Raw genomic sequence first — 23,929 nt, 5'->3', positions numbered from 1 at the left:
TAAAGCCCCCACACCCGCTTCCTAATCTGGCCGCACCTTCAACCAACAAGAGGTGTTGCCATGAAACGGGGTCTGTTTTTTCTGCTTGCCTGTGTGCTGTTTTTTTCCGCTGCGTATGCCTTCGCCGGGGACGACTGCGACGGTTGCGACCGCAGCCTTGCGCCGCGTTTGTGGATTCCGGACGGCGATCCGGCTACCGACCGGCTGCCGCTGAAATCCAGCCAGGCCGATATCGTCATCGACGGGCCTATCGCGCGGGTGACCGTGACGCAGCGCTATGGCAACGCCGGCACGCGGCCGATCAACGCGCGCTACGTGTTCCCCGGCTCGACCCGCGCGACGGTGCAGGGCCTGACGATGAAGATCGGCACGCGCACCATCCGGGCGAAGATCAAGGAGAAGGAAGAGGCGAAAAAAATCTTCAAGGCCGCGAAGCAGGCGGGCAAGCATGCTGCCCTGCTCGACCAGAAGCGCCCCAACGTGTTCATGATGGATGTCGCCAACATCATGCCGGGCGACGAGGTGGAACTGACGCTGCAATACAGCGAGCTGCTGGTGCCGGACCAGGGCGTGTACGAGCTGGTGTACCCGACGGTGGTCGGCCCGCGTTACGGCGGCGATCCGGTGCAGGCGGCGCCGGATGCTGAATGGATGGCCAACCCCTACGCCAAGGACCAGCCCGACGGCGGCAATCCGGCGCGCATCGAGACCGGCATCCGGGTGCATCTTGCCAGCCCGATTCCGGTCAGCGACCTGCGCTCGGTGCAGCACAAGATCGCCACGAAGTGGCTCGACGACAAACGCGTCGAGGTCGGCCTCGATGCATCCGAACGGGATGCCGGCAATCGCGATTTCATCCTGCGCTTCCGCCTGCAGGGCGACCGGATCAACTCGGGACTGATGACCTACGAATGGAACGGCGAGCACTATTTCCTGATGATGGCCCAGCCGCCCAAGCATGTTGACGCGGCGCAGGTGATGAAACGCGAATACCTGTTCGTGGTGGACGTGTCCGGCTCGATGCACGGCTTTCCGCTCGACACCGCGCGCGAGGTGATGCGCGAACTGCTGGGCAAGCTGCGGCCCGATGAAAGCTTCAACATCCTGTTTTTCTCGGGCGGCTCCACCGTGCTGTCGTCGGTGCCGTTACCGGCTACGCCGGCCAATCTGCAACGCGCCATGGAGATGATGAAGACCTACGACGGCGGCGGCGGAACCGAGCTGGTGCCGGCCCTGGAAAAGGCGTTCGACATGCCGCGCACGCCCGATACTGCGCGCAGCGTCGTGGTGATCACCGACGGCTACATCAGCGCCGAGCGCGCCGCCTACGACCTGATCAAGCGGAACCTGAACGCGACCAACCTGTTCGCCTTCGGCATCGGCTCGTCGGTGAACCGTTATCTGATCGAGAGCATGGCCCGTGCCGGCGAGGGCGAGCCCTTCGTCATCACCGGGCCGGGCGAAGCGGCCGGCGTCGGCGCGCGTTTCCGCCGCTACGTCGAGTCGCCGGTACTCGGCAACATCCAGCTGCAGGGCAAGGGCGTCGATCTGTACGACATGGAGCCGGCCGACATCCCGGTGATGCTGGCCGAGCGTCCCATCGTGGTGTTTGGCAAGTACCGCAACGCGCAGGCCGACGCGTCGCTTGTGCTGACCGGCACCGCCGCCCAGGGCGACTACCACGCGAGCCTGCCGCTGGCCGACGAAGGCAGCCGCAATCAGGCCGAACTGCTGCCGGTGCTGTGGGCACGGCAACGGCTGATGCGCCTGTCCGACATGCAGGGTGGCAACGTCGAACTCAACCGCGACGCCATCGTCGATCTCGGTCTGCGCTACGCGTTGCTGACCCAGTACACCTCCTTCGTCGCGGTCGACGAAACCGTAGTCAACCCGGACGCCGACGCGACCGATGTGAAGCAGCCCCTGCCGTTGCCCCAGGGCGTGTCGGAACTGGCACTGGCGCAGCCGGTGCCAGAACCGGAACTGGGCTGGCTGATGCTGGTACTGGCCGGCCTGTTCGGCGGCGAACGTCTGATCCGGGCGCGCGGCCATGGCAAGCGCTGAAACGACGGTGCTGCCCGGCCGCGCATTCGGCTGGCGCGACTGGGGTCTGGTCCTGCTGCTGGCTCTGGCGCTCAAGGCCGGTTATTCGGCGGCCACGACGGCACAACTGCAATGGCTGCTCCAGCCGCTGGCCGGATTGCTCAACGCCACCCGCCTGTTCGATTTCGCTCCGCTGGCGGGCGGCGAATGGCTGGATGCCGGCCGCGCCCTGGTCATCGTCAAGGCCTGCGCCGGCGGCAATTTCCTGATCGCCTCTTGGCTGGGCTGGCTGTGGCGCTGGCGTACGCGGCCATTCGGTCCGACGCTCGCACTGGGCGCCTTCGCCGCCGCGTGGCTGACGGCCCTGCTGGCCAATGCCGCGCGCATCGTCCTGATCGGCTACGGCCAGGACGATCTGGCGCGCCTCGCGGGATTGTCGGACGCAGACAGCCACCGGCTGATCGGCATCGGCGTCTATTTCGGCGCCCTGCTGCTGCAACTGAAAGGAACGGGAAACGCGCTCTCCGCGCCGGCGATCTACCTCGGCGTCACCCTGCTCGCGCCGCTGCTGAATGCCTGGCTGACCGGGCGCAACGGCATCGACATGGCGCACGCGCTGTGGTCGGCCGGGGTTCCGCTGGCCGGATTGCTGGTCTATGGCCTGCTTCGATTGCAGGTCGGCCGGACGCGCGGCCGGGACGGTAGGCCTACTTCGTCAGCGCCATGAACAGCTGCGGCAGCCGCTCCGGCAGCCGCTCGATGTGGTCGATGACGGTGTACTGGCGGCCGAAAATATCGCCGACGTATTCGTCGGCCTTGGGATCGAGGCTGATGCAGTAGGCAAAAATGCCGTCCTGATCGAGCTCTTTGACTGCCTGTCGCGCATCTTCGATCAACAGGCGTTCGTCGTGGGTATCGACGTCGGACGGCTTGCCGTCGGTGAGGATCAGCATCAGCTTCTTGTCGGCCGGCCGCGCGCCGAGGTAATGCGCAGCGTGACGCATCGCGGCGCCCATGCGGGTGGAATAGCCTGCTTGCATTGCCGCCAGCCGCGCCTTCACTTCGTCGTCGAAATGTTCGCGATAGCCCTTGATGTGCAGGTAGCGCACGTCATGGCGGGTGTTGGAATGGAAGCCGGCGATGGCGAACGAATCGCCGAGTTTCTCGATCGCCCACGCCAGCAGCGAAACCGCTTCCTGGCTCAGTTCGAGGATGGTCTGGTCGCTGCCCGCAGCCTTGTCGTTGAGCGATTCCGACAAATCCAGCAGCAGCATCACGGCGATGTCGCGGCCGTCGGTGCGGTGGCTCATGTTGATGCGCGGGTCGGGATTCGCACCACCTTTGAAGTCGATCAGCGAGCGGATGGCGACGTCGAGGTCGAGCTCGCTGCCTTCTTCCTGATAGCGGATGCGCACCTTGTCCTGCGGCTTCAACAGATCGAGCATTTTCTTCAGCTGCTTGGCGAGCGCGCTGTGCTTGGCGAGCAGGCGGTCGATGTCCGCCGGGTTGCCGCTGGCGTGCAGACCTTCGTACACGCTGGCCCAGTCCGGGCGGTAGGTCTGGCTGTTGTAGTCCCACTCGGGATAATGGCGCGGCGGCAGGCCCTGGATTTCCTGATCCGGCGCGGCCTTGCGGTTTTCGTCGAAGCTTTCTTCCTCGTCGCCTGCCTCGATGAATTGCCACATGTGGCGGTTGTCGTCGCGGTAGTCGATCACCGTGTTGTCGAAATGGACCTTGGCGAGCTGGTCGCTCTGGCGGCGGGTTTTGGCGACGTAGGACAGTGCCAGCGCGGCGATCTCCTTTGTACTCGACTCCCCCTGTGCCATCACGGCGTGGAAGCGCGCGACGAAGGTGTTGAGGTCGGCGTCAGCGTAGCCGTGAGCAGGATCGAGCAGCGCGCGCGACAGCATCGCCATGCGGTGGCGCAGACAGGACGTGGTCTGCGGATCGCAGTCAGCTTCCAGCGGCTGCGGATGCAGCGCGAGAAACAGGCGGCGCAGGCCGGGGTAGACGCGGATCAGCAGGGTCTCGACGCGGCAGTCCTCGAAGAACTCGACCGCCATGCGCTGAAACGGGCTCCAGTTGTCGGCCACCTGCGGCCGGGTCCAGCGCCGGTGGCCGACCATGTGCGCCAGCGTGGCGCGGTAGCGGTCGAGGCCGCTGACCCCGTGTGCATCGTCCTGCACATCCGGCACGCGCATGCCAAGCTTGTCGTAATAAGGAACCGGCTTGCGCAATTCGTCGAAGGCGGTGGAATATGGCACCAGTTGTTCCGCGTCGTTCCACAGGCCGCGCAGGTATAGATCGAGCTTGCGTTCGACGTCCATGAACAGGGTGCCGTGGCGTTCGCGTTGCAGTACCGCGCGGCTGTCGGCCGACTGCACACTGAAGTAATCCTTCTGCCGCTCGGGATGGGTGCGGTAGTTGCGGATGCCGTATTCCACCCAGTTTTTCAGCCCGGCCAGCGTCAGCTGGTTCAGCAGGTTGGGCGCCTGGGCGAGAAATTCCGGCAGGCCGGGGCTGGGGAAGGTGGTGTGGTGACCGTGGATGGAACCAGTGGTGCGCTCCATGAAATCCAGCGTGATATCCAGATAGTGCTGCAGCTGTTCCTGCGCCTGCAGGCGGCGTGCAACCGCTGCCAGCGTTTGCAGGAAAGGCGTGATGGCCTTGCCGTTGGGCGATTTTTGCATGCGCTGGACCAGCGCCATCACCGCCGGCAGGGCTGCTTCGCCCACCGCCTGCGCAGTGGACGGCCACTCTTCCAGAAATGCCAGCATCGGCTCGACGCCGCGCCCCAGCTTGCCGATGACGCGCGCGGCTTCGAGGTAGGCGTCGATGCCCTCGCGCGTGATCACCGCCAGCGCTTCGGCCATGACGTCTTCGAACACCGCCTCGACCTGCGGGAAGCGGGTGTCGATCTGCGCCCAGTAGGCGCGCATCAAGGGATGTTGGTATTCGGTTTCGCTCATGGTCCGGACAATCTCCCGTAGGCTGGGCTGAGGCACGAAGCCCAGCGCTGCCAGTCATGTTGGGCTTCGTGCCTCAGCCCAACCTACACGCTACGTTGTTGGTCACGCAAATGTCGCGTCGATGGCGTGATCCAGCGTGTCGCGGATATCCGCGTCATCGGTGATCGGCCGCACCAACGCCATGCGGCAGGCGTCACGCGGGTCGACGCCGTCCTTGATCAGCGTCGCTGCATAGACCAGCAGGCGGGTCGAGATGCCTTCGTCGAGACCGTGGCCTTTGAGGCCGCGCGCGACCGCACCGATCTTCACCAGTTTCGCTGCCATGGCTGCATCGGCGCCGGTTTCCTTCGCCACGATCTCGGTTTCCAGCGCCGCATCGGGGTAGTCGAAATCGAAGCCGGTGAAGCGCTGCTTGGTCGACTGCTTGAGATCCTTCATCAAGGTCTGATAGCCCGGATTGTAGGAAATCACCAGCTGGAAATCGGGGTGCGCATGAATCAGCTCGCCCTTCTTGTCCAGCGGCAGGGTGCGGCGGTGGTCGGTGAGCGGGTGGATCACCACGGTGGTGTCCTGCCGTGCTTCGACGATTTCATCGAGGTAGCAGATCGCGCCGATGCGCGCGGCGGTGGTGAGCGGGCCGTCGAGCCAGCGGGTGCCGTTGGCTTCGAGCAGGTAGCGTCCCACCAGATCGCTGGCGGTCATGTCTTCGTTGCACGCCACGGTGATCAGCGGCTTGCCAAGCTTCCACGCCATGTATTCGACGAAGCGCGACTTGCCGCAGCCGGTCGGGCCTTTCACCATCACCGGCAGGCGGTTGCGGTAGGCGGCTTCGTACAGCGCGACTTCGTTCTTCTGCTGCTGGTAGAACGGTTCCTGCTGAATCTTGTATTGGTCTTTATCGGTCATGTGTGACTCCATTTCCTCCCCCTTTGAAAAAGCACCCTAAAGGGCATAAAGGGGACTGGGGGATTTTTCGGCAATCTGTTGAATCCCCCCTAACCCCCCTTTTTCAAAGGGGGGAATCCATCTTGAAAGAAAAACGCCCCCAGTGAACCGGAGGCGTTTCTCTTGCATCAATGCGGGCCGTGCTTACTTGTGCACGCCCAGCTTTTCGCGCCAGCCGGGGAAGATCTTGTCGGCGTCGCCAGGGAAGGACTCGAACGCGCGGGCGAACTCTTTGTGCTCTTTCGCGTATTCGATCGGGTCGGCGCCCGACTTCCAGCACTCGTACGACTGGCGCAGCGAGATCGCGCCGGCAGCCGGGCTGTCGATGTGGCCGTAGGAACCGCCGCCGGAGGTATTGATGACGTTGCCGTGACCCAGGTTCTCGAAGAAGCCGGGCAGACGCAGTGCGTTCATGCCGCCGGAGATGATCGGGGTGGTGGGCTTCATGCCATACCACTTCTGGAAGTAGACCGGGCCCTGGCACTCGTCGCGCTCGATCATGTAGGCAATGATCTTGTCGGAGGTTTCGCCTTCCATCTTGCCGTAGCCCATGGTGCCCACGTGGATGCCCGAAGCTCCCTGCAGACGCGAGATCTTCGCCAGCACGAACGCGGTGTAGCCACGCAGCGCGGACGGCGAAGTGATCATGCCGTGACCGGCACGGTGGTAGTGCAGGTACTGGCCGGGGTACTGACGGCGGGCAGTGGTGATCATGCCGGGGCCGCCAACGAAACCGTCGACCAGGAATGCCAGCTTGTCGGCGTCGGGGCCGAAGGTCTCCAGACCGAAATCGGCACGCGCCATCATTTCGTAGTGGTCGTCAGCGGTGATGTTCAGGGAGAACAACTTGGCCTGGCCGGTTTCGTCCTGCGCGCGCTTCATGGCGTCATACACCAGCGGCAGCACTTTCTTCAGCGGGCAGAACACCTGGTTGCCCTGGGGTTCGTCGTTCTTGATGAAGTCGCCGCCCAGCCAGAACTGGTAGGCCGCAGCTGCGAACGGCTCGGGACGCAGACCCAGCTTCGGCTTGATGATGGTGCCGGAGATGTAGCCGCCGTCCTTGACCGGACGACCGAGGATGCGCCACATGTCGGAGATGTCGCGCGCGGGGCCGTCGAACATCTGGATGGCGCGCTCGGGCATGTAGAAGTCGTGAATCTTGGCGTGCTCGATGTCGCCCATACCCTGGTTGTTGCCGATCACCAGGGTCAGGAAGGAAACGATCATGAAGCGGCCGTCGGTGACGTTACGGTCGAACAGCTCGATCGGGTAGGCGATCCGCATGTCTTCGGTCGCTTCGTCGATGTAATAGACCAGCGCGTCGACGCCCTTGGTGAAGTCGTCGGTGGTGGAGACTTCGACGTTGGTGCCGGTCGAGGACTCGGCGGCGAAGTGAGCGGCGGCTTCCAGGTAGCCGTGGCCGGACTTCGGCTTCATTTTGTAGGCGACGAGGATGTGCTTGCCACCCTTGATGAGGTCTTCTTCTTTGAGGCTGAGGTCGGCGTAACGTGCGGACTGATCCATTGCTTGGCTCCTTCGGTTGTTGAACAGGGCTTCAGGAGGGAGGCTCCTGAAATCGATAGGGGCGGACTATACGCACGGGTTTCTATAATTAATATTAAATTGTTATGATTAAAATCATATCGTTTAGCTTATGGTTTTATGCGCCGCCTGACGCTCCGCCAGTTCCGTGTATTCGAAGCGGTCGCCCGCCATCTGTCGTTCACCCGCGCGGCGGAAGAACTGCATCTGTCGCAGCCGGCCGTGTCGATGCAGGTGCGCGGCATCGAGAAAATCCTCGGGCTGCCGCTGACCGAACAGTTCGGCAAGAAGATCTTTCTGACCGAGGCCGGGCGCGAGGTGCTGTATGCCAGCCAGAGCATCACCGCGCGGCTCGACGACCTGCAGGCCAACCTGGCGCAACTGCGCGGCATGGACAGCGGCCAGCTCAACATTGCGGTGACGACCACCGTGAGTGCAGTCGCCACCACCATCCTGGCCAGCTTTCGCGGCAAGCACCCCAAGGTGTCGATTCATCTGGATGTATCGAATCGCGAGTCGGTGCTGGGTTTGCTGGCGGCCAACCGCATCGATCTCGCGATCATGGGGCAGGTGCCGGAAGGCCTCGATCTGCAAGCCACCCGCTTCATGGACAACCCGCTGGTGGTGATCGCGCCGCCCGATCACCCGCTCGCCCGCAAGAAGAAGGTGTCGATCCAGGATCTCGCCTCGGCACCCTTCCTGGTGCGCGAGACCGGCTCCGGCACCCGCGGCGCGATGGAGCGCTGGTTCGCCGACAAGGGCATGGAGATTCTCACCAGCATGGAAATGAGCAGCAACGAGGCGATCAAGCAGGCGGTGCAGGCCGGCCTGGGACTCGGCATCCTGTCGCTGCAAACGCTGGAGCAGGAACTGGCATTGAAGCGGCTGGCGGTGGTCGCCGTCGAAGGCTTCCCCATCATGCGCCACTGGTACATCGTCCACCGGTCCGACAAGCGGCTGTCGCCCGTGGCGCAGGCATTCAAGTCGTTTGTGCTGGAGGCGGCGCGCTAGCCCACCTCACCCGCACCGGTTGATAGCACCGGTTGATAAATACGGCACAGCGTCTATTCATATAGAGGCCGCATGCAAAGCGGCCATTCCAATAAGGGGGATATATGAATAAACCTGTGACGGCAGCTCGCAAGCGCACTTCATGGAAAACCCGGATAGGCCTCGGCGCGCTGCTCGCCGCCCAGTTCGGCCAGGCTGCTGCGGCGGCGCCCGAACAGGCGGAGCTGGATGCGCTGCGTCTGCAACTGGAAGCGCAGTCGAAAAAGCTCACCGAACAGCAGCAACTGCTGGAGGCCGAGCTCAGGAAACTGGAACAGCACAAGCAATCGCTGCAGGAAACCCGGCGCAGCATCGAGGCGATGCAACTGCAGCTGGGGATGCCGGTGGATATCAACCCGGTGCAGGTGTCCGAAGCCGATGAGTCGAAGTACCGCGGGCGCGGGCCGGATTCCGCAGAGCGGGTGGACAACGTGCTGGATGCGGTGAACCTGTTCTCCGAGCCCAGCATCATGACGCCCAAGGGCACTTTCGTTTTCGATCCTTATCTGCAATACGTCTACAACTCGTCCGACCGCCTGTCCGTCATCGGCTTCAGCGTGCTGAATGCGGTGCTGATCGGCGAAATCAATGTGAGCCAGGCCAATCGCACCAACTGGATCCTGAACCTGGGCGGGCGCTACGGCGTGACCAATCGCTTCGAGGTCGAAGCCCGCGTGCCCTATATCTACCGCACCGACGACACGCTGGCGCGCTCGATCACGTCCACTTCGCAAAACGAACTGTTCAGCGCCGACGGCAACGGCATCGGCGACATCGAGCTGGCGGCGCGCTACCAGCTCAATGCGCCGCGCGACGATGGCGCGTTCTACATTGCCGGGCTGCGCTTCAAGAGCCGCACCGGCAAGGACGTTTACGAAGTCGAATACGACCCGCTGTTCAACCTGCCGACCGAGCTTGCGACCGGTTCCGGTTTCTACAGCCTGCAGCCGAGTCTGTCCGGGGTACTGCCCTCCGATCCGGTGGTGTTCTTCGGCGGCCTCAATTACACCTGGAACATCAAGCGCGACGTCAATGAAATGGTCGGGACCGAGTTCATCGGCGAAGTCGACCCGGGCGACTCGTTCGGCCTCAACTTCGGCATGGGACTGTCGCTCAACGAACGCAGCTCGTTCAGCGTGAGCTACGAGCACACCTGGATCGAGAAATCGACCTTCGAAGGCATCGCAAACCAAGGTCTCGATGTGCAGCTCGGCACCCTGCAAACCACCTTCGCCTACCGCCTCAACAAGACGACCAATCTGAACCTGACGATAGGCGCCGGACTGACCGAGGACACGCCGGACACCACGATGACCCTGCGGCTGCCGATGAAGTTCTGACCCCGGCAAGACCCCTCCATTAAAAAGGCCAGGCGGTGCTGCCTGGCCTTTTTAATTCAACGTGTGCCGGCAGCTGCTTCAGCGCAAGCCGTTCAGGCTCTGGTTGTGGATGGCATTGAGCCGCGCCTGCATGGCGAGCATTTGCGCCTCGACGGTGAGACTCAGGGTGGTGATATTGCGGATCACCTGATTGTTCACCGAGTTCTGGATGAAGGTTGCCAGCGAATCGAGCGAGACATTGGGCGGCAGTACGACCGCATTGGCGACGCCGTTCTGGATCACGATCAGCGAGCCGTTCGTGCTGACCTGCGTCGCGGGCGCCGGTGTTACAGGTTCTGATGCCGGCGGACTGTCGGCTGGCGCAGCAGCCATTTCCGCGGGACTGCCGCTGGCGGCGCTAGCGCCTGCCACGCTGTCCCCCGGTGTGCCGCTGACGCCGCTGGCGCCTGTCTGTGCGACGGTATCCGCCGCGCTTGCGGTTTGCGCAGGCGGATCAACCGGTGATGCGTTCATGTCTTCGCGCACACCGCCGTCCGCGGCGGCAACCGGCGCCGGCACGTTCACGCTGACGGGCAGGGCTTGCTGGAAGGGCGCCAGCGCCCGCGGGTTGAGCGCCGCCGTCATCAGTTCGCCATTGATATAGGTCTGGCCGTTGATCTGGGTCAGACGCTCGATGCCGCTGATGGAAAACGGCAGCAGGAATTCCAGGCCGTTCCAGCTGACGACGAAGCCGCCGCGCATGCGGTCGAGCACTTCATCGCTGGCGCGGGGCGCGTTGTCGAAAGATGAATACGATGCGTGCGCGAGTCCACCCGAAAGCAGGCTCAGCAGCACGATCCAGATACGCAGGGCGGACATGATCCGTCTCCTTAAAATTCGCCCGTCGGCCGGCGCAACAGCGTGGAATTGGCGAGATCGCCGAGCGTGCCGGCGATGCCGACCGGAGCCTTTTCCCGCACGCGCCAGTCTTTCGGATTGTTGAATATCACCTTGTCGGTATGACCGTTAATGACGAACACGATGTGATTGATCATCATGCGTTCGAACTCGGGCAAGGGCATCACCCGCGCGCCCTGGGCCGGATCGCCGAAGGCCACCCGGCCATCGCGTACGCCCTTGACGACGACGAAGTGGTTGTAGCGCCCGTCGCGGATCAGCACGATGGCCGGCACGCCCACGCTGGACAGTTTTTCCAGGTTGGCGCTGTAACCGTTGGCGGCATAGCCGCGCGACTCGAGGAAGCGCTTCATGTCGAGCATGGAGAAACCTTCCTTGCGGATCTTGGTCTGGTCGCCGGTTTCCCACATGGCGCTGTACACGGTTTCTTCCCGGGTCGGCTCGCCGTAATGATGGGTGAGCAGGGTGGCGACCGCCGCGGAACCGCAACTGAAGTCGTACTGCTGGCGCACGGTGTAGCGGAACTGCCGCTCCTTCATGCTCATGGTCTTGAAGTTGTAGGAGCCGGAACCCGCGCCCGGAATGTCGACCATGCCGGCCCGCGCGCCGGACATCGCGACCAGCACCGTCAGAAAAAGAGCGATCACGCGCATCTCATTCGCTCCTTATTGCATCTGGATATTCAGGATCACGGCGTTTTGAATCAGCACGTTGTTGCCCGAATTCTGGATCACGGTGTTGAGCCCGGCGTTGTTCGCCAGCGAACCATCGCTGACCATGTTGAAACCCGTCACCAGATCGCTGGCCGCGTTGTCGTACACGGCGCCATCCAGGTTGTTGGTGTTGGTGGGAATCAGCGCCTTGCCGCGCTGACCTGCCAGAAGATCGTCGGAAACAAGGGCATCGAAAAGCGTGTCGCTGCCCGGAATGTCAGGGCCGGAGTCGGCCCAGGCGGGCTGCAAAGAAAAAGCCAGTATCAGAATCGGTATCGTTTTCAGAAGTGTGTTTGTGGTGTGCATGACAGCTTCCTTTCGGAAATCCCCGGAATCGCAACGCGACTCCGGGGTGTCGTTTTACTGAACGTTCAGATTGGCCTGAACCGTCACGCCGACTTGGGTCAGGGCATTGGCCCCGGTGTTTTGCGACAGGCTGATGATGCCGGCGCCGTTGGTCACGCTGCTGGACATGTTGTTGGAGATATTGAAGACCCCCGCATCTCCGCCATGCGAGTTGCCGCCGTTGCCGCCTGCGCCGCCGTTGCCGGTGGTAGCCGATGCCATGGCTTCGCTGGTGGCGTTGCCGCCCATGCCGCCATCGCCGCCGTCACCTCCAGGCCCACTGGCGTCCGCCGTGCCGCCTGCGCCGCCGTTGCCGCCTGCGCCGCCCGACCCGCCGCTTGCGCCGTTGCCGGCCAGGCCGCCTTCGCCGGTGCCGCCGGTGCCGGCTGCGCCGACCGCCCCTGCGCCGCCGGTGCTGGTGCCGGTGGCGCCGACTGCGCCTGCGCCACCTGCGCCGCCGTTACCTTCAGCCCCCGCCGCGCCATTGCCACCTGCGCTGGTGCCCGCGGCGCCGGTGCCGGTCGCGCCGGTGCCGGCTGCGCCGACTGCGCCCGCGCCTGCGGTGTTGGTGCCCGCTGCGCCGGTGCCGGTTGCGCCGGTGCCGTCGCCGCTGGATGCGCCTGCACCTGCGGTGTTGCTGCCGGCCGCGCCGGTTCCGGCTGCACCGGTACCTGCTGCGCCTGCTGCGCCTGCGCCGCCGGCCGCGCCACTGCCATCGGCCGCCAGGCTGCTGCCATCGGCCGCGCCACTGCCGCCGCCGTTGCTGTTGCCGCCACCGCTGGTGCCGCTGGCGTTGCCGCTTGCCGCACCGGTGCCATTACCCGCTGTGGCGGTGCCGTCACCCAGACCGCCGCTGGCATCGCCGCCATTGGCTGTGTTGGAGTTGGCCTCCCCGGTCACGCTGCTGTTGCCGGGACTGGCCACGTTGCCCGCCGTTGCGGTCGCGTCATCGCTCTGGTCGATCGGGTTGTTGCTGGCGTTGGCGTCGCCATTGGTGGTGGACGGTTCCTGGCTAACCAGGCCGCTGTTGGCGGCGGAAATCCCGCCGACTCCAATGGCGTTGCCGCCGCTCGAAGTGTTATCGCTGTCGCCGCCTGAACCTTTGCCACCGTCGCCGGTAAACGACATCGCCTTGCTGTCGCCGCCGTAGGATTTGCCACCGTCGCCGGTCTTGGTGATGGCCAGGCTGTCGCCGCCTATCCCCATGCCGCCGTCGCCGCCATTGCCGCCGTCGCCGCCGCTGCCTTTGCCGCCATCGCCGTTACCGCCGGTTGCGTTGCCGGTGTTGCCGCCGTCGCCGCCGGAGCCGGTATAGCCGCTGCCGCCGTAGCCCGAACCGCCGTCGGCGTCCGCCGTGTTGCCGCCATTGCCGCCGTCACCGCCGATCCCGGAGCCACCCACGCCAAGGCCGCCGAGTGCAGCGCCGCCTTTGCCGCCGTCGCCGCCGTCGCCGCCGCTGCCTTTGCCGCCGTCGCCGCCGTAACCGCCGTCGCCACCGTAGGCCGAACCGCCGTCGCCACCAGAACCGCCATCGCCGCCGACCCCGGTACCGCCGATGCCGCCGATGGCCGAACCGCCGTCGCCGCCGGAACCGCCGCGGGCACCCTCGCCTGCAGTGGTATCGCCGCCGATAGCCATGGCCGAACCGCGTCCGCCATCACCCGCCGAGCCGCCATCGGCGCCCCAGGCTTTGCTGGCGGTGTCCTGCGAACTGTTGCCGCCGTTGCCGCCCGCTGCGCCGTCGCCGGCCTTGCTGCCACCCTTGGCCGAGTTGCCGAGGTCGTACACCCGGTTGTCGAACACCTTGCCTTCGAGTTCGGTCTTGGCCGACACCTCGGTGTTGAATGCGCCGTGGTTTTGCGAAAAGCTATTGTTGGAATCGTCGTTGTGCGATGAATCCGTGTTCTTCGAGTTGTTGTACTGCTTCGCCACGGAATTGTCGTTGGCGACCGCGCCGGAATTGGTCTCCTGGGTGGCATCGCGGTTCTCGGAGTCTTGCGACGCCGAGGAATACTCGTTGGCCGCCGCGCCGGTCTGGCTGGACTGGTCGTTGATCGCGGTCGCTTCCTGACTGGCTGCGCCGTCGTTGTCGAACGCGGCGTAGCCGAACGATCCGTTCTCTTCGGACGAGGTGCTCACGGGTCCGGGATAGCCGAACCCGCCGGCATTGTTGGTGGGATTGGCCCAGGCCTGGGCCAACATGCCAAACGCCAGCGCGATGGCGGTGGATAACAGGGTCTTGTTCATTTCATTCTCCTAAACAGAATTGGCATTGCGGTTCGCGTTCCCGTCCCGGCGCTGCCATGCAGCGCCGGGATCACGGTTTATTGAACCGTCAGGTTGGCCTGCACGGTGACGCCGATCTGGGTTAGCGCATTGGCGCCGGTGTTTTGCGACACCGAGATGATCCCTGCGCCGTTCGACAGGCTGCCCGTCATGTTGTTGGACGCATCGAAGGTGCCGGCATTGCCGCCCATCGAGTCGCCACCGTTGCCGCCCACGCCGCCGTTGCCGGTGGTGGCCGATGCCATGGCGCTGCTGGTGGCGTTGCCGCCCAGTCCGCCATTGCCGCCGGCGCCGCCATCGCCGTTGGCCGTCGCCGCGCCGCCGGTACCGCCTGCGCCGCCAGCACCGCCAGCGGCACCCGTGCCGCCAGCGCCTGCGACGCCGCCTTCACCGGTGCCACCGGTGCCGGTCGCACCTGCTGCACCACTGCCGCCGGTGCTGGTGCCGGCCGCGCCGACTGCCCCTGCGCCGCCTGCGCCGCCGGTGCCGGTCGCCCCGACCGCGCCGGCGCCGCCCATGCTGGTGCCGGCCGCGCCGGTACCCGCAGCGCCTGACCCGGTCGCGCCTGCAGCGCCTGCGCCCGCCGTGTTGGTGCCTGCCGCGCCGGTGCCCGTCGCGCCTGTACCATTGCCGCTGGACGCGCCGTTACCTGCGGTATTGGTACCCGCTGCACCCGTGCCTTCTGCGCCGGTGCCGGTTGCACCTGCCGCGCCCGAGCCGCCTGCGCCGCCGCTCCCTGCGCCAGCCGTGCTGGTGCCGGTGGACGCGCCGCTGGTGCCGCCGGTGGCGACTCCGCCTGCGCTCATATCATTGGTGCTGCCGCTGGCGCCGCCGTTGGCCGCGCCACCGTTGGCTGCGCCGGTTCCTGCGCCCGCCGTTGCGGTGCCGCCGGTCCCCGCGCCGGATGTAGCGACGCCGGTTTCGCTGGAGTTGGTGGGATTGGCGGTGTTGCCTGCGTCGGCCGAGGCGTTGTCGCTACCTTCGGACGGCGTATTGGTGGCATCCGCATTGCCATTGGTGGTGCCGGGGTTCTGGCTCACCCCGCCGCTGTTGCTGACGGAAATGCCGCCGACTTCAGTCGCGTTGCCGCCGCTGCTGCCGTTGCTGGCATCGCCCGCATAGCCTTTGCCGCCGTCGCCGGTTGCCGAGATCGAAGCGCTGTCGCCGCCCGAGCCCTTGCCGCCGTCACCGCTGGCGGTGAAGCTGCCGCTGTCGCCACCGATGCCTTTGCCGCCATCGGCGCCGTTGCCGCCGTCACCGCCGTAGCCGCTGCCGCCGTCGCCATTGCCGCCGGTGGCATTGGCGGTATTGCCGCCATCGCCGCCCGAACCGGCCCAGCCTTTGCCGCCACTGCCGTCGCCGCCGCTGGCGTTGCCGGTGTCACCGCCATTGCCGCCATCGCCGCCAATGCCACTGCCGCCGATGCCGAGGCCGCCTGCTGCGAGGCCGGAGTTGCCGCCTTCGCCGCCGTCGCCGCCATAGCCGCTGGCGCCATCGCCGCCGGAACCACCGCTGCCGCCGCTCGCGGCTCCGGCATTGCCGCCGTCACCGCCGGAGCCGCCATAGCCTTTGCCGCCGAAGCCGCCCATGGCAAAGCCGCCGTCACCGCCGGAGCCGCCTTTGGCGCCATCACCGGCATCGGTGTCGCCACCGATCGCCTTGGCGTAACCATCGCCGCCGGAACCGGCATCGCCGCCGCCCGCACCGAGCGACATGCTGAAGCTGTTTTGCTCGACATTGCCGCCGTTGCCGCCGCTCGCGCCATCACCGGCGCGACTGCCACCCGCGGCGTAGTTGCCGATGTCATGCACGGTGTTGTCGAACACCTTGCCATTGAGCTCGGTCTTGGCCGACACGTCGGTGTTGAACGAATGGCTGTTCTGGGATTGGGTATTGTTGGAGTCCTCGTTGTAGGACCCCGTCGTGTTGTACGAATCGTTGTATTGATACGCACTCGAGTCGTCGCTGGCGGTCGCGCCGGTGTTGCCGGTTTGCGTGGCCGAACGGTTCTTCGTGTTCTGGTTGGCTTGCGAATACTCGTTGGCGGCCGCGCCGGATTGCCCGGACTGGTTCGAATCCGCCGTCGCCGTCTGAGAGGCGTCGCCGTCGTTGTCGAATTGCGTCGCGTTATTGGTGGGGTTGGCCCAGGCCTGGACGGATACCCCGAGCGCCATCGCAATGGCTGTGGATAAAAGAGTCTTGTTCATTATGCCTCTCCTTGAAGTTGGCTTGACGACTGGATAACCGAGTGTGCAAGAACGGGATACACCCGCTCAGGCAAGCCCTTTGCAACAGTCGTGCCAAAAACACAAGCACATGAAACGAAACGGTTTTTTTGTTTTCTGGCGCAATGAGCACTGCGCGACGCACGCTGCAGGTGTTTCAAATTCTGGACACCGGCAGCCGGCAGTTTTTGGGGCCCATTGAATTTGTGCAATCAAAACAGTCGCTTGGATTTAAGCGCTTTACTTTTTTGCAGGTGTATCTAATTTGCACCTACCGTTTGGCACGTTCTTTTCCCAAACGGAATGCGCTTGGTACCCGCATGCATGAGGACGGCACGACGGGCAGTCAAGATCGGCAAAATATTCAGTTTGAAGGGGCGCGACAACGCGCCAGGACAGAACCGCTCAATTCAGCAAGCAGCCTCAGCGCGCTTCATCAATCAGGATTTCCTGTTTGACAACAAGCTGTTCTCCACAATAAAAAATACTGCTTGTCTGAAGGGTTCGTCTCTTTGTTGCGGACGGAGTCAAGGTTTGCGCGTGTGTGGCAGAGGGCTCAGGCACAGCGCGCCAACCCGGGAGGATTGCTTGTGACGATGCGTCAGGTGGTATTGCTGGCAAAAGACGGGCTGTTTGCCCAGATGCGGGAATTGCTGTGTGCGTCGGAGTGGCAAATTCTGCAAATGGTGGAGTATGAAATTTCGAAATCACTGGCCGCCGATCGCGACATCCATGTCGGATTGATCGACCTGTCCGATGCCAGCCCGGCCGAAATCGACCGTATCGAGGCCCTTACGTCTCGCAGTCATGGCATGGAATGGATCGCGCTGGTGACGCCGGTGATGCTGTCGAACTCTGCGCTGTGCCATCTGCTCAAAAACCGCTTCCACGATTTTCATACGCTGCCGGTCGATCCGGACCGCCTGTTGGCGAGTCTCGGGCACGCCCATGGCAAGGCCCGACTGACCGTGCCGTCCGACCTCCCCGCCGAAGTGCAGGGCAAGCTCGGCATGATCGGAACGAGCCCGGTGATGCGCACGCTGTACGCCATGATCGACAAGACGCGTAGCGTGGACGCGCCGGTGCTGATCGACGGTGAAAGCGGTACCGGCAAGGAACTGGTGGCGCACGCGCTGCATCAGGTCTCGACCCGCGCCCACGCCCCCTTCATTGCGGTGAACTGCGCCGCTTTGCCCGCCAACCTGATCCAGTCCGAATTGTTTGGTCATGAAAAAGGCGCGTTTACCGGCGCCCAGCAGCGCAAGCTCGGGCGTCTGGAAGCTGCGAGCGGCGGCACCATTTTCCTCGACGAAATCGGCGATCTACCGCTGGATTTGCAGGTCAACCTGCTGCGCGTTTTGCAGAACCGTTCCATCGAGCGCCTCGGTTCCAATCAGGAAATCCAGCTCGACGTGCGGGTGATCGCGGCGAGCAACGTCGACCTTGAACTGGCCGTGGCGCAAGGCCGGTTTCGCGAGGACCTGTACTACCGGCTCAACGTCATCCGGCTGCATACCCCGCCGCTGCGCGAACGCGAAGGCGACGTGGAACTGCTGGCCCGCCATTACTTCAAGAAACTGACCGAACCGGCAACGGCTACTGCCCGCGGATTCAACCAGCAGGCCCTGCGCGTGATGAGCAATTACAACTGGCCCGGCAACGTGCGCGAACTGATCAACCGGGTGCGCCGCGCCGTGATCATGAGCGAAAACACGCTGCTGACGCCCGAGGATCTGGGGCTGGAAAAACGGGTGGCGGACGCCGGCAATATCACCCTGGACCAGGCCCGGGCGCATGCGGAACTGCAGGCCATCCGCTGCGCGCTGCGGCGCAACCAGAACAACATGTCGGCCGCGGCGCGCCAGCTCGGTATTTCGCGCGCTACCCTGTACCGCGTACTGGAACGTTCCGCCACGCTGAGCCACGAAAGCCTGCTGGATCACGCGGCCTGAACCTTCGCTGAAACCCCGCTCGCGCCTGTCGGCTGGACAGCGCGTGATGCACTGACATACCATCCGCCGGTCGGGGCGCCTGCCCCCGGTATCCGGTCGTCGCAATATTTCTTTGCAGCGTCCCCAAGACGGTGTCCCGTCCAAGTCTGGCCTGACCCATCAACTTGGAGAATTTTTCGTGGACACTGCAAACGCCCATCCCCCCGCGCCCGTCACCCTGGCCGAGTCCTTCAGATACTGGTTCAAACTCGGCTTCATCAGCTTTGGCGGTCCGGCCGGGCAGATCGCGATGATGCATCAGGAGCTGGTCGAGAAACGCCGCTGGATTTCCGAACACCGCTACCTGCACGGTCTCAATTACTGCATGCTGCTGCCGGGGCCGGAAGCAATCCAGCTGGCGATTTACATTTCCTGGCTGATGCATGGCGCCAGGGGCGCCGTCATGGCGGGCGTGCTGTTTTTTCTGCCGGCGTTTTTGCTGCTGTCCGCGCTGGCGGGGGTGTATCTCGCCTGGGGCGATGTGCCGCTGGTGCAGGGAATTTTTTACGGCATCAAGCCCGCCGTGGTAGCCGTGGTGCTGTTCGCCGCCTGGCGTATCGGCAGCAAGGCGTTGAGAAACGAAATGCTGTGGGGCATTGCCACACTGGCCTTCATCGGCATCTTCTGGTTCAAGATCGGCTTTCCGTGGATCGTGCTGGCGGCGGCCATTCTGGGCGCGATTGGCGGCAAACTGGCGCCGGCCAAATTCAAGGGCGGTGGGGAGCACGGCGCCTCCAGCAAGCAGTACGGTCCCGCGCTGATCGACGACGATACGCCCACGCCGGATCACGCGAAGTTCTCCTGGGGCAAGTTCATGGTCACGACGCTGGTCTTTGCCGGTATCTGGCTGGGGGCGATGTTCGCGGTCAGCGGCCAGCAGACGCTGACCGACATGGGCAACTTCTTCAGCAGGGCGGCCTTTCTCACCATCGGCGGCGCGTATGCCGTGCTGCCCTACGTGTATCAGGGTGGCGTGGAGCAATACACCTGGCTCACCGGCGCGCAGATGATGGACGGACTGGCGCTGGGCGAAACCACGCCCGGGCCGCTCATCATGGTCGTCACCTGGGTCGGCTATCTGGGCGGCGTCGCCAAGGAAGTATTTGCCAACCCCATCGCGGCCGGCTTGGCGGGCGCGGCGGCGGCGACCTTCTTCACCTTCCTGCCCTCGTTCTGGTTCATCATCGCGGGCGGCCCGTTTGTCGAAGCCACGCGCAACGAACTGAAATTCACCGCGCCGCTGACCGGCATCACCGCCGCTGTGGTCGGCGTGATTATCAACTTGGCTGCGTTCTTCGCCTGGCACACGTTCTGGCCGCAGGCCACCGAGGCCACGCCGTTTGCCGGAACGTTCGAGTGGTTCCCGGTCATCGTCGCCATCGCCGCCTTCGTCGCGTTGTGGAAATATCAGGCCGACGTGATGAAAGTCATCGGCGTGTGCGCGCTGCTGGGTCTTGCGTATTCACTGGTTATTTAATGGAGTGTGAAATGGAATCGACAACCCAACCCCTGAAGCGCTGCGGCTGCGGCAGCCCGACCGACAAGTGCCCGGATTTGCCGCGCACGATTGCGCCCACCGCTTTCGATCCCGACACGGCGCTGGTGTTCGACGTGCGCCGCGAAGCCGATTACGCCGCATCGAGCGAGCTCATCCCTGGCGCACTGTGGAAAAATCCGGAGAAGATCGACGCCTGGATCGGCGCGCTGCCGCTGACGCAGGACGTGGTGATCTATTGCGTGCGCGGTGGTGAAATATCCAACACGGTGGTGGATCGGCTGCAGGCGACGGGCGTGAAAGCGCGCTACATCGAGGGCGGACTCGAAGCCTACAAGGCGGCAGGCGGCAAGCTGATGGCGAAACGCACGGCCTGACGCGCTGGTTCGGCTGATCGAACTATTTTTCTTGACTGCTATTGACAATTGTTCTCATTTACATGATTATGGCTGCATTGATTCGCAGACCATGGGGTTCAATCATGTACGTATGCCTTTGCCACAACGTGACCGACACCAAAATCCGCCACCTGGTGCGGACCGAAGGCGTGAGCTCAATGCGTGAACTGCGCGAACAACTGGGCGTGGCGACGCAATGCGGCAAGTGCGCCCAGTGTGCCAAACATGTGCTGAACGAAGCCCTGGCCGACATGCCCGCGAATGCCGGCCGCCCTGGCCTGATGGCTGCTGCCTGAACTTCGTTTTCCTCTCATTCTCATTCCCATACTGGTTCTCAGAAACCGCGTAAACGCTTGCGCTGCACGGGTTCTCGCTTAGACTGACGCAAGGTCACGTCTGCCCACTAGCCCCATCGTTCGATCCAGCCAACGGCAAACCTGTAGCCCCAATCAATCTCAGGAGAGAACCATGAAAGGCGACAAGAAAGTCATCCAGTATCTGAACAAGGCCCTCGCGGTGGAGCTCACCGCGATCAACCAGTATTTTCTGCACGCCCGCATGTACAAGAACTGGGGCCTGCTGGCCCTGGGCAAACACGAATACGAAGAGTCCATCGAGGAAATGCACCACGCCGACAAGTTGATCGAGCGCATCCTGTTTCTGGAAGGCCTGCCCAATCTGCAGGATCTGAACAAGCTGATGATCGGCGAGACCGTACCCGAGTGCATCGGCTGCGACCTCAAGCTCGAACTCGGCGGCCGCGCCCTGTACACCGAGGCCATCGCACATTGCGAAACGGTCAAGGATTACGTCTCGCGCGATATCCTCACCCATATCCAGACCGATACCGAAGAACACATCGACTATCTGGAAACCCAGCTCGACCTGATCCAGCGCATGGGCGAGCAGAACTACATGCAGACCGCCGCCGGCCCGGTCGAATCCTGAATCCGCAAGGCCGTAGCCCCTGCGCCGCCCCCCAACGCCGCTGCACCCAACGCCCCCCCAGCCGGGGCGTTTTTAATTTGCCGGTCCTCGCCATTCGGGTAGTTGACTAATTTAGTTGGTTATTCTATGGTGCGGCATCCGAATTATTTTTTATTGCAAGGACGAGAAACATGGAACGCGAAATCAACGGCAAGATGGTGGAAACCGACCCCGAAGGCTACCTGGTCAACCTGGACGACTGGTCCGAAGAGCTGGCGGTCGAGCTGGCCAAGGAAGACAAGCTGGAGCTGGAAGAAAACCACTGGAAGATCATCAACTACATGCGCAGCTTCTTCGCCGAAAACGGCACGGCGCCCAACCTGCGTTTCCTGCAGAAGGGCCTGAAGGAAGAGTTCGGCCCGGAATGGGGCGAGAAGAAATTCCTATTCGACCTGTTCCCGTTTGGCCCCGCCAAGCAAGCTGGCCGCTACGCCGGCACGCCGAAGCCGACCGGCTGCGTCTGAGCATGGTTGTCGGCGCTTTCAGCGCCGCACAAGCCCGACCTGCCCTTTATGCCCGACAGGGTAATCGCGGGCAATAAACGCCGGCTGCCGTACCCGAAGCCCCGCCCTGCGGGGCTTTTTGTTTTTCCGAAGCGGGCGTGCAAGGTAAAATGCCCGCTTTCTGTGAACCGGGTGTGCCGATGTCGCTCATTCAAGTTGGCGTGGTAATGGGATCTTCCAGCGACTGGGGAGTGATGCAACACGCGGCAGCGATACTGAAGCAGTTCGGCATCGCCTTCGAAACCCGGGTGGTATCGGCGCACCGCACGCCGGACCTGCTGTTCGAATACGCAGCCGCAGCCGAGGCGCGCGGCCTCAAGGCGATCATCGCGGGCGCGGGCGGCGCGGCCCACCTGCCGGGCATGCTGGCGGCCAAGACCACTGTGCCGGTGCTGGGCGTGCCGGTGCCGTCGAAATACCTCAAAGGCATGGATTCCCTGCTGTCCATCGTACAGATGCCGAAGGGCATTCCGGTCGCCACCTTCGCCATCGGCGAAGCGGGTGCCGCCAATGCGGCGCTCTTTGCAGCGGCGCAGATTGCACGTTACGACAGCACGCTGGCCGCACAGCTCAACGCCTTCCGCCAGACCCAGGCCCAGACAGTGCTGGCGATGGAGTTGCCCAATGTCGAATAAGTCCACGGCGACGCTGCCCATTTTGCCGGGCGCCACGCTGGGCATCCTCGGCGGCGGCCAGCTGGGCCGCCTGTTCACGCTCGCGGCGCGCGGCATGGGCTACAAGGTAATGGTGCTCGACCCCGACGCCGCCAGTCCGGCGGGGCAGATGGCCGACGTTCACTTGCGTGCCGACTACAGCGACACCGCCGCCTTGCAGCAAATGGGAGAGGCCTGCGTCGCCGTCACCACCGAATTCGAGAACGTGCCGGCGGCCAGTCTGATCGAACTGGCGCGCCATTGTCGGGTGTCGCCGGATGCGGCGGCCGTCGCCATCGTGCAGGACCGCAGCCACGAAAAAACCTGGCTGAAAGACAAGGGCTTTGCCACCGCGCCGTTCGCGCTGCTGGATAACGAGACCGGGCTTGAGGCTGCACTGGCGGCGACCGGCACGCCGGCATTGCTGAAAGTGTCGCGTTTCGGCTACGACGGCAAAGGCCAGGCGCGGGTCAACACACTGGACGAAGCGCGTGCCGCCTTCCGCGAATTCGGCAGCCAGCCCTGCGTGCTGGAAGGCTTCGTCAATCTGCAATGCGAAGTGTCGGTGGTGCTGGCGCGTAACGACGCCGGGGAATGCGCGCTCTTTCCCGTCGCTGAAAACCGTCACGTCAACGGCATTCTGGATGTCTCCATCGTGCCCGCCCGCGTGTCCGAAAGCCTCGCCGGGCAGGCGCGCACGATGGCGCGTGAAGTGGCCAGCCAGCTGGGCTATGTCGGCATCATGGCGGTGGAATTCTTCGTCGCCGACGGCCGGCTGATGGTCAACGAAATCGCGCCGCGCCCGCACAACTCCGGCCACTACACACTGGACGCCTGCGTCACCGACCAGTTTGAACAGCAGGTGCGCGCGCTGGTCGGCCTGCCGCTGGGCGACAGCCGTCTGCTGTCGCCGGTGGCGATGGTCAACATTCTCGGCGACCGCTGGCAAAACGGCGGCCCGCACTGGGACACGCTGCTGGCGCATCCCAACATCAAGCTGCACCTGTACGGCAAGGAAGCCGCGCGACCGGGACGCAAAATGGGCCATTTCAACGTGCTCGACGCCGACCCGGCAGCCGCACTGGCGCTGGCCGAAGCCATGCGCGATGCGCTGTAGATTCAACTGCCTGATTACGCTGCTGTTGCTGGGTGCCTGGAGCACCGCCAGTACGGCGGCAGACAGTGCACCGCTGCAGCTCACCATCGGCAAACAGGTTTTCCAGGTTGAACTCGCCGCCACGCCGCGCGAACGCGAACGCGGCTTGATGGGGCGCACCCGGCTCGCCGCCGACGGCGGCATGCTGTTCAAGTTCGAAACGGCCGCCGCCCATTGCTTCTGGATGCGCAATACGCCGCTGCCGCTGTCGATTGCCTTCATCGACCGTCGCGGCCGCATCGTCAACATCGCCGACATGCAAGCGCAAACCGACACGCTGCATTGCGCTGCAGAACAGGTTCCTTACGCGCTGGAAGTCGCGCAGGGGCAATTCGCGCGACACGGCGTCGCTGTGGGTGCGCAGGTGACGGGGCTGCCCTGAGCGGGCCGA

At 64.0% G+C, this 23,929-nt stretch carries 22 protein-coding genes; 14 read left to right on the top strand and 8 right to left on the bottom strand.

The window, feature by feature from the left end:
- Nucleotides 1–60: 60 nt before the first annotated feature.
- Together IV098_RS01200 and IV098_RS01195 are read left to right on the top strand one after the other, a co-directional pair.
- Nucleotides 61–2,064 carry a VIT domain-containing protein gene (locus IV098_RS01200; RefSeq protein WP_296885624.1) on the top strand — a complete coding sequence of 668 codons (2,004 nt, stop codon included), beginning with the start codon at nucleotides 61–63 and terminating at the stop codon, nucleotides 2,062–2,064.
- On the top strand, nucleotides 2,051–2,770 hold the full coding sequence (locus tag IV098_RS01195) for a hypothetical protein (protein ID WP_296885623.1): 720 nt from the start codon (nucleotides 2,051–2,053) through the stop codon (nucleotides 2,768–2,770). The genes IV098_RS01200 and IV098_RS01195 overlap by 14 nt, the downstream gene beginning before the upstream one ends.
- Here IV098_RS01195 and IV098_RS01190 read toward each other — a convergent pair.
- The 3 genes from IV098_RS01190 to IV098_RS01180 form a co-directional block, all read right to left on the bottom strand.
- Nucleotides 2,751–5,012: a VWA domain-containing protein gene (locus IV098_RS01190; RefSeq protein ID WP_296885622.1), complete on the bottom strand. Its 2,262-nt coding sequence runs from the start codon at nucleotides 5,010–5,012 to the stop codon at nucleotides 2,751–2,753. The genes IV098_RS01195 and IV098_RS01190 overlap by 20 nt on opposite strands.
- Nucleotides 5,013–5,114: 102 nt before the next feature.
- Complete coding sequence (locus IV098_RS01185) at nucleotides 5,115–5,918, bottom strand: CbbQ/NirQ/NorQ/GpvN family protein (protein ID WP_296885621.1); 804 nt, start codon at nucleotides 5,916–5,918, stop codon at nucleotides 5,115–5,117.
- 183 nt (nucleotides 5,919–6,101) lie between these two features.
- Entirely contained in the window at nucleotides 6,102–7,481 is a 1,380-nt protein-coding gene (locus tag IV098_RS01180) for a ribulose-bisphosphate carboxylase (protein WP_296885620.1), read from the bottom strand.
- A 138-nt stretch (nucleotides 7,482–7,619) separates the two neighbouring features.
- Here IV098_RS01180 and IV098_RS01175 point away from each other — a divergent pair, with 138 nt between their 5' ends.
- Both IV098_RS01175 and IV098_RS01170 read left to right on the top strand, forming a co-directional pair.
- Nucleotides 7,620–8,510, top strand: coding sequence for a LysR family transcriptional regulator (locus IV098_RS01175; protein ID WP_296885619.1), 891 nt, complete (start codon nucleotides 7,620–7,622; stop codon nucleotides 8,508–8,510).
- Nucleotides 8,511–8,614: 104 nt separating this feature from the next.
- Nucleotides 8,615–9,889 carry a hypothetical protein gene (locus tag IV098_RS01170; protein WP_296885617.1) on the top strand — a complete coding sequence of 425 codons (1,275 nt, stop codon included), beginning with the start codon at nucleotides 8,615–8,617 and terminating at the stop codon, nucleotides 9,887–9,889.
- A gap of 78 nt (nucleotides 9,890–9,967) precedes the next feature.
- Here the strand turns inward: IV098_RS01170 and IV098_RS01165 are convergent, their stop codons facing one another.
- From IV098_RS01165 to IV098_RS01145, 5 genes are all read right to left on the bottom strand, one after another.
- The gene (locus IV098_RS01165) at nucleotides 9,968–10,747 is read right to left on the bottom strand and encodes a hypothetical protein (RefSeq protein ID WP_296885615.1); all 780 of its coding nucleotides are present in this window, start codon (nucleotides 10,745–10,747) and stop codon (nucleotides 9,968–9,970) included.
- Nucleotides 10,748–10,758: 11 nt separating this feature from the next.
- The gene (locus IV098_RS01160; protein WP_296885613.1) at nucleotides 10,759–11,433 is read right to left on the bottom strand and encodes a C39 family peptidase; all 675 of its coding nucleotides are present in this window, start codon (nucleotides 11,431–11,433) and stop codon (nucleotides 10,759–10,761) included.
- A gap of 18 nt (nucleotides 11,434–11,451) precedes the next feature.
- A complete protein-coding gene (locus tag IV098_RS01155; RefSeq protein ID WP_296885611.1) occupies nucleotides 11,452–11,805 on the bottom strand; it encodes a hypothetical protein in 354 nt (117 codons plus the stop codon).
- 54 nt (nucleotides 11,806–11,859) lie between these two features.
- Nucleotides 11,860–14,091: a hypothetical protein gene (locus tag IV098_RS01150; protein WP_296885609.1), complete on the bottom strand. Its 2,232-nt coding sequence runs from the start codon at nucleotides 14,089–14,091 to the stop codon at nucleotides 11,860–11,862.
- Nucleotides 14,092–14,168: 77 nt separating this feature from the next.
- Nucleotides 14,169–16,337, bottom strand: coding sequence for a hypothetical protein (locus IV098_RS01145; RefSeq protein ID WP_296885607.1), 2,169 nt, complete (start codon nucleotides 16,335–16,337; stop codon nucleotides 14,169–14,171).
- Between the two features lie 143 nt (nucleotides 16,338–16,480).
- Between IV098_RS01145 and IV098_RS01140 the strand changes: the two genes are divergently transcribed.
- The 10 genes from IV098_RS01140 (at nucleotide 16,481) to IV098_RS01095 (ending at nucleotide 23,920) form a co-directional block, all read left to right on the top strand.
- Nucleotides 16,481–16,813, top strand: a complete 333-nt coding sequence (locus IV098_RS01140) for a hypothetical protein (RefSeq protein WP_296885605.1) — start codon at nucleotides 16,481–16,483, stop codon at nucleotides 16,811–16,813.
- A 138-nt stretch (nucleotides 16,814–16,951) separates the two neighbouring features.
- On the top strand, nucleotides 16,952–18,307 hold the full coding sequence (locus tag IV098_RS01135) for a sigma-54 dependent transcriptional regulator (protein WP_296886315.1): 1,356 nt from the start codon (nucleotides 16,952–16,954) through the stop codon (nucleotides 18,305–18,307).
- A 178-nt stretch (nucleotides 18,308–18,485) separates the two neighbouring features.
- Nucleotides 18,486–19,823 (top strand): chromate efflux transporter, encoded by a 1,338-nt coding sequence (chrA, locus tag IV098_RS01130; protein WP_296885603.1) that lies wholly within the window; start codon nucleotides 18,486–18,488, stop codon nucleotides 19,821–19,823.
- A gap of 11 nt (nucleotides 19,824–19,834) precedes the next feature.
- Nucleotides 19,835–20,218, top strand: a complete 384-nt coding sequence (locus IV098_RS01125) for a rhodanese-like domain-containing protein (RefSeq protein ID WP_296885601.1) — start codon at nucleotides 19,835–19,837, stop codon at nucleotides 20,216–20,218.
- A 104-nt stretch (nucleotides 20,219–20,322) separates the two neighbouring features.
- A complete protein-coding gene (locus tag IV098_RS01120) occupies nucleotides 20,323–20,535 on the top strand; it encodes a bacterioferritin-associated ferredoxin (RefSeq protein ID WP_296885599.1) in 213 nt (70 codons plus the stop codon).
- 172 nt (nucleotides 20,536–20,707) lie between these two features.
- Nucleotides 20,708–21,187: a bacterioferritin gene (gene bfr, locus IV098_RS01115; protein WP_296885597.1), complete on the top strand. Its 480-nt coding sequence runs from the start codon at nucleotides 20,708–20,710 to the stop codon at nucleotides 21,185–21,187.
- Nucleotides 21,188–21,357: 170 nt separating this feature from the next.
- Entirely contained in the window at nucleotides 21,358–21,690 is a 333-nt protein-coding gene (locus IV098_RS01110) for a TusE/DsrC/DsvC family sulfur relay protein (RefSeq protein ID WP_296885594.1), read from the top strand.
- A 179-nt stretch (nucleotides 21,691–21,869) separates the two neighbouring features.
- Nucleotides 21,870–22,364 carry a 5-(carboxyamino)imidazole ribonucleotide mutase gene (purE, locus tag IV098_RS01105; protein ID WP_296885592.1) on the top strand — a complete coding sequence of 165 codons (495 nt, stop codon included), beginning with the start codon at nucleotides 21,870–21,872 and terminating at the stop codon, nucleotides 22,362–22,364.
- Nucleotides 22,354–23,499: a 5-(carboxyamino)imidazole ribonucleotide synthase gene (locus IV098_RS01100; RefSeq protein ID WP_296885591.1), complete on the top strand. Its 1,146-nt coding sequence runs from the start codon at nucleotides 22,354–22,356 to the stop codon at nucleotides 23,497–23,499. The genes purE and IV098_RS01100 overlap by 11 nt, the downstream gene beginning before the upstream one ends.
- Nucleotides 23,489–23,920 carry a DUF192 domain-containing protein gene (locus IV098_RS01095; RefSeq protein WP_296885589.1) on the top strand — a complete coding sequence of 144 codons (432 nt, stop codon included), beginning with the start codon at nucleotides 23,489–23,491 and terminating at the stop codon, nucleotides 23,918–23,920. Before IV098_RS01100 ends, IV098_RS01095 begins: the two co-directional genes overlap by 11 nt.
- The last annotated feature ends 9 nt before the right edge of the window (nucleotides 23,921–23,929 follow it).

The sequence above is a fragment of the Thiobacillus sp. genome (assembly GCF_018780105.1).
GTDB lineage: Bacteria > Pseudomonadota > Gammaproteobacteria > Burkholderiales > Thiobacillaceae > Thiobacillus.
The sequence above is the reverse complement of the archived record's forward strand: the minus strand, read 5'-3'. Positions and strand labels throughout refer to the sequence as shown.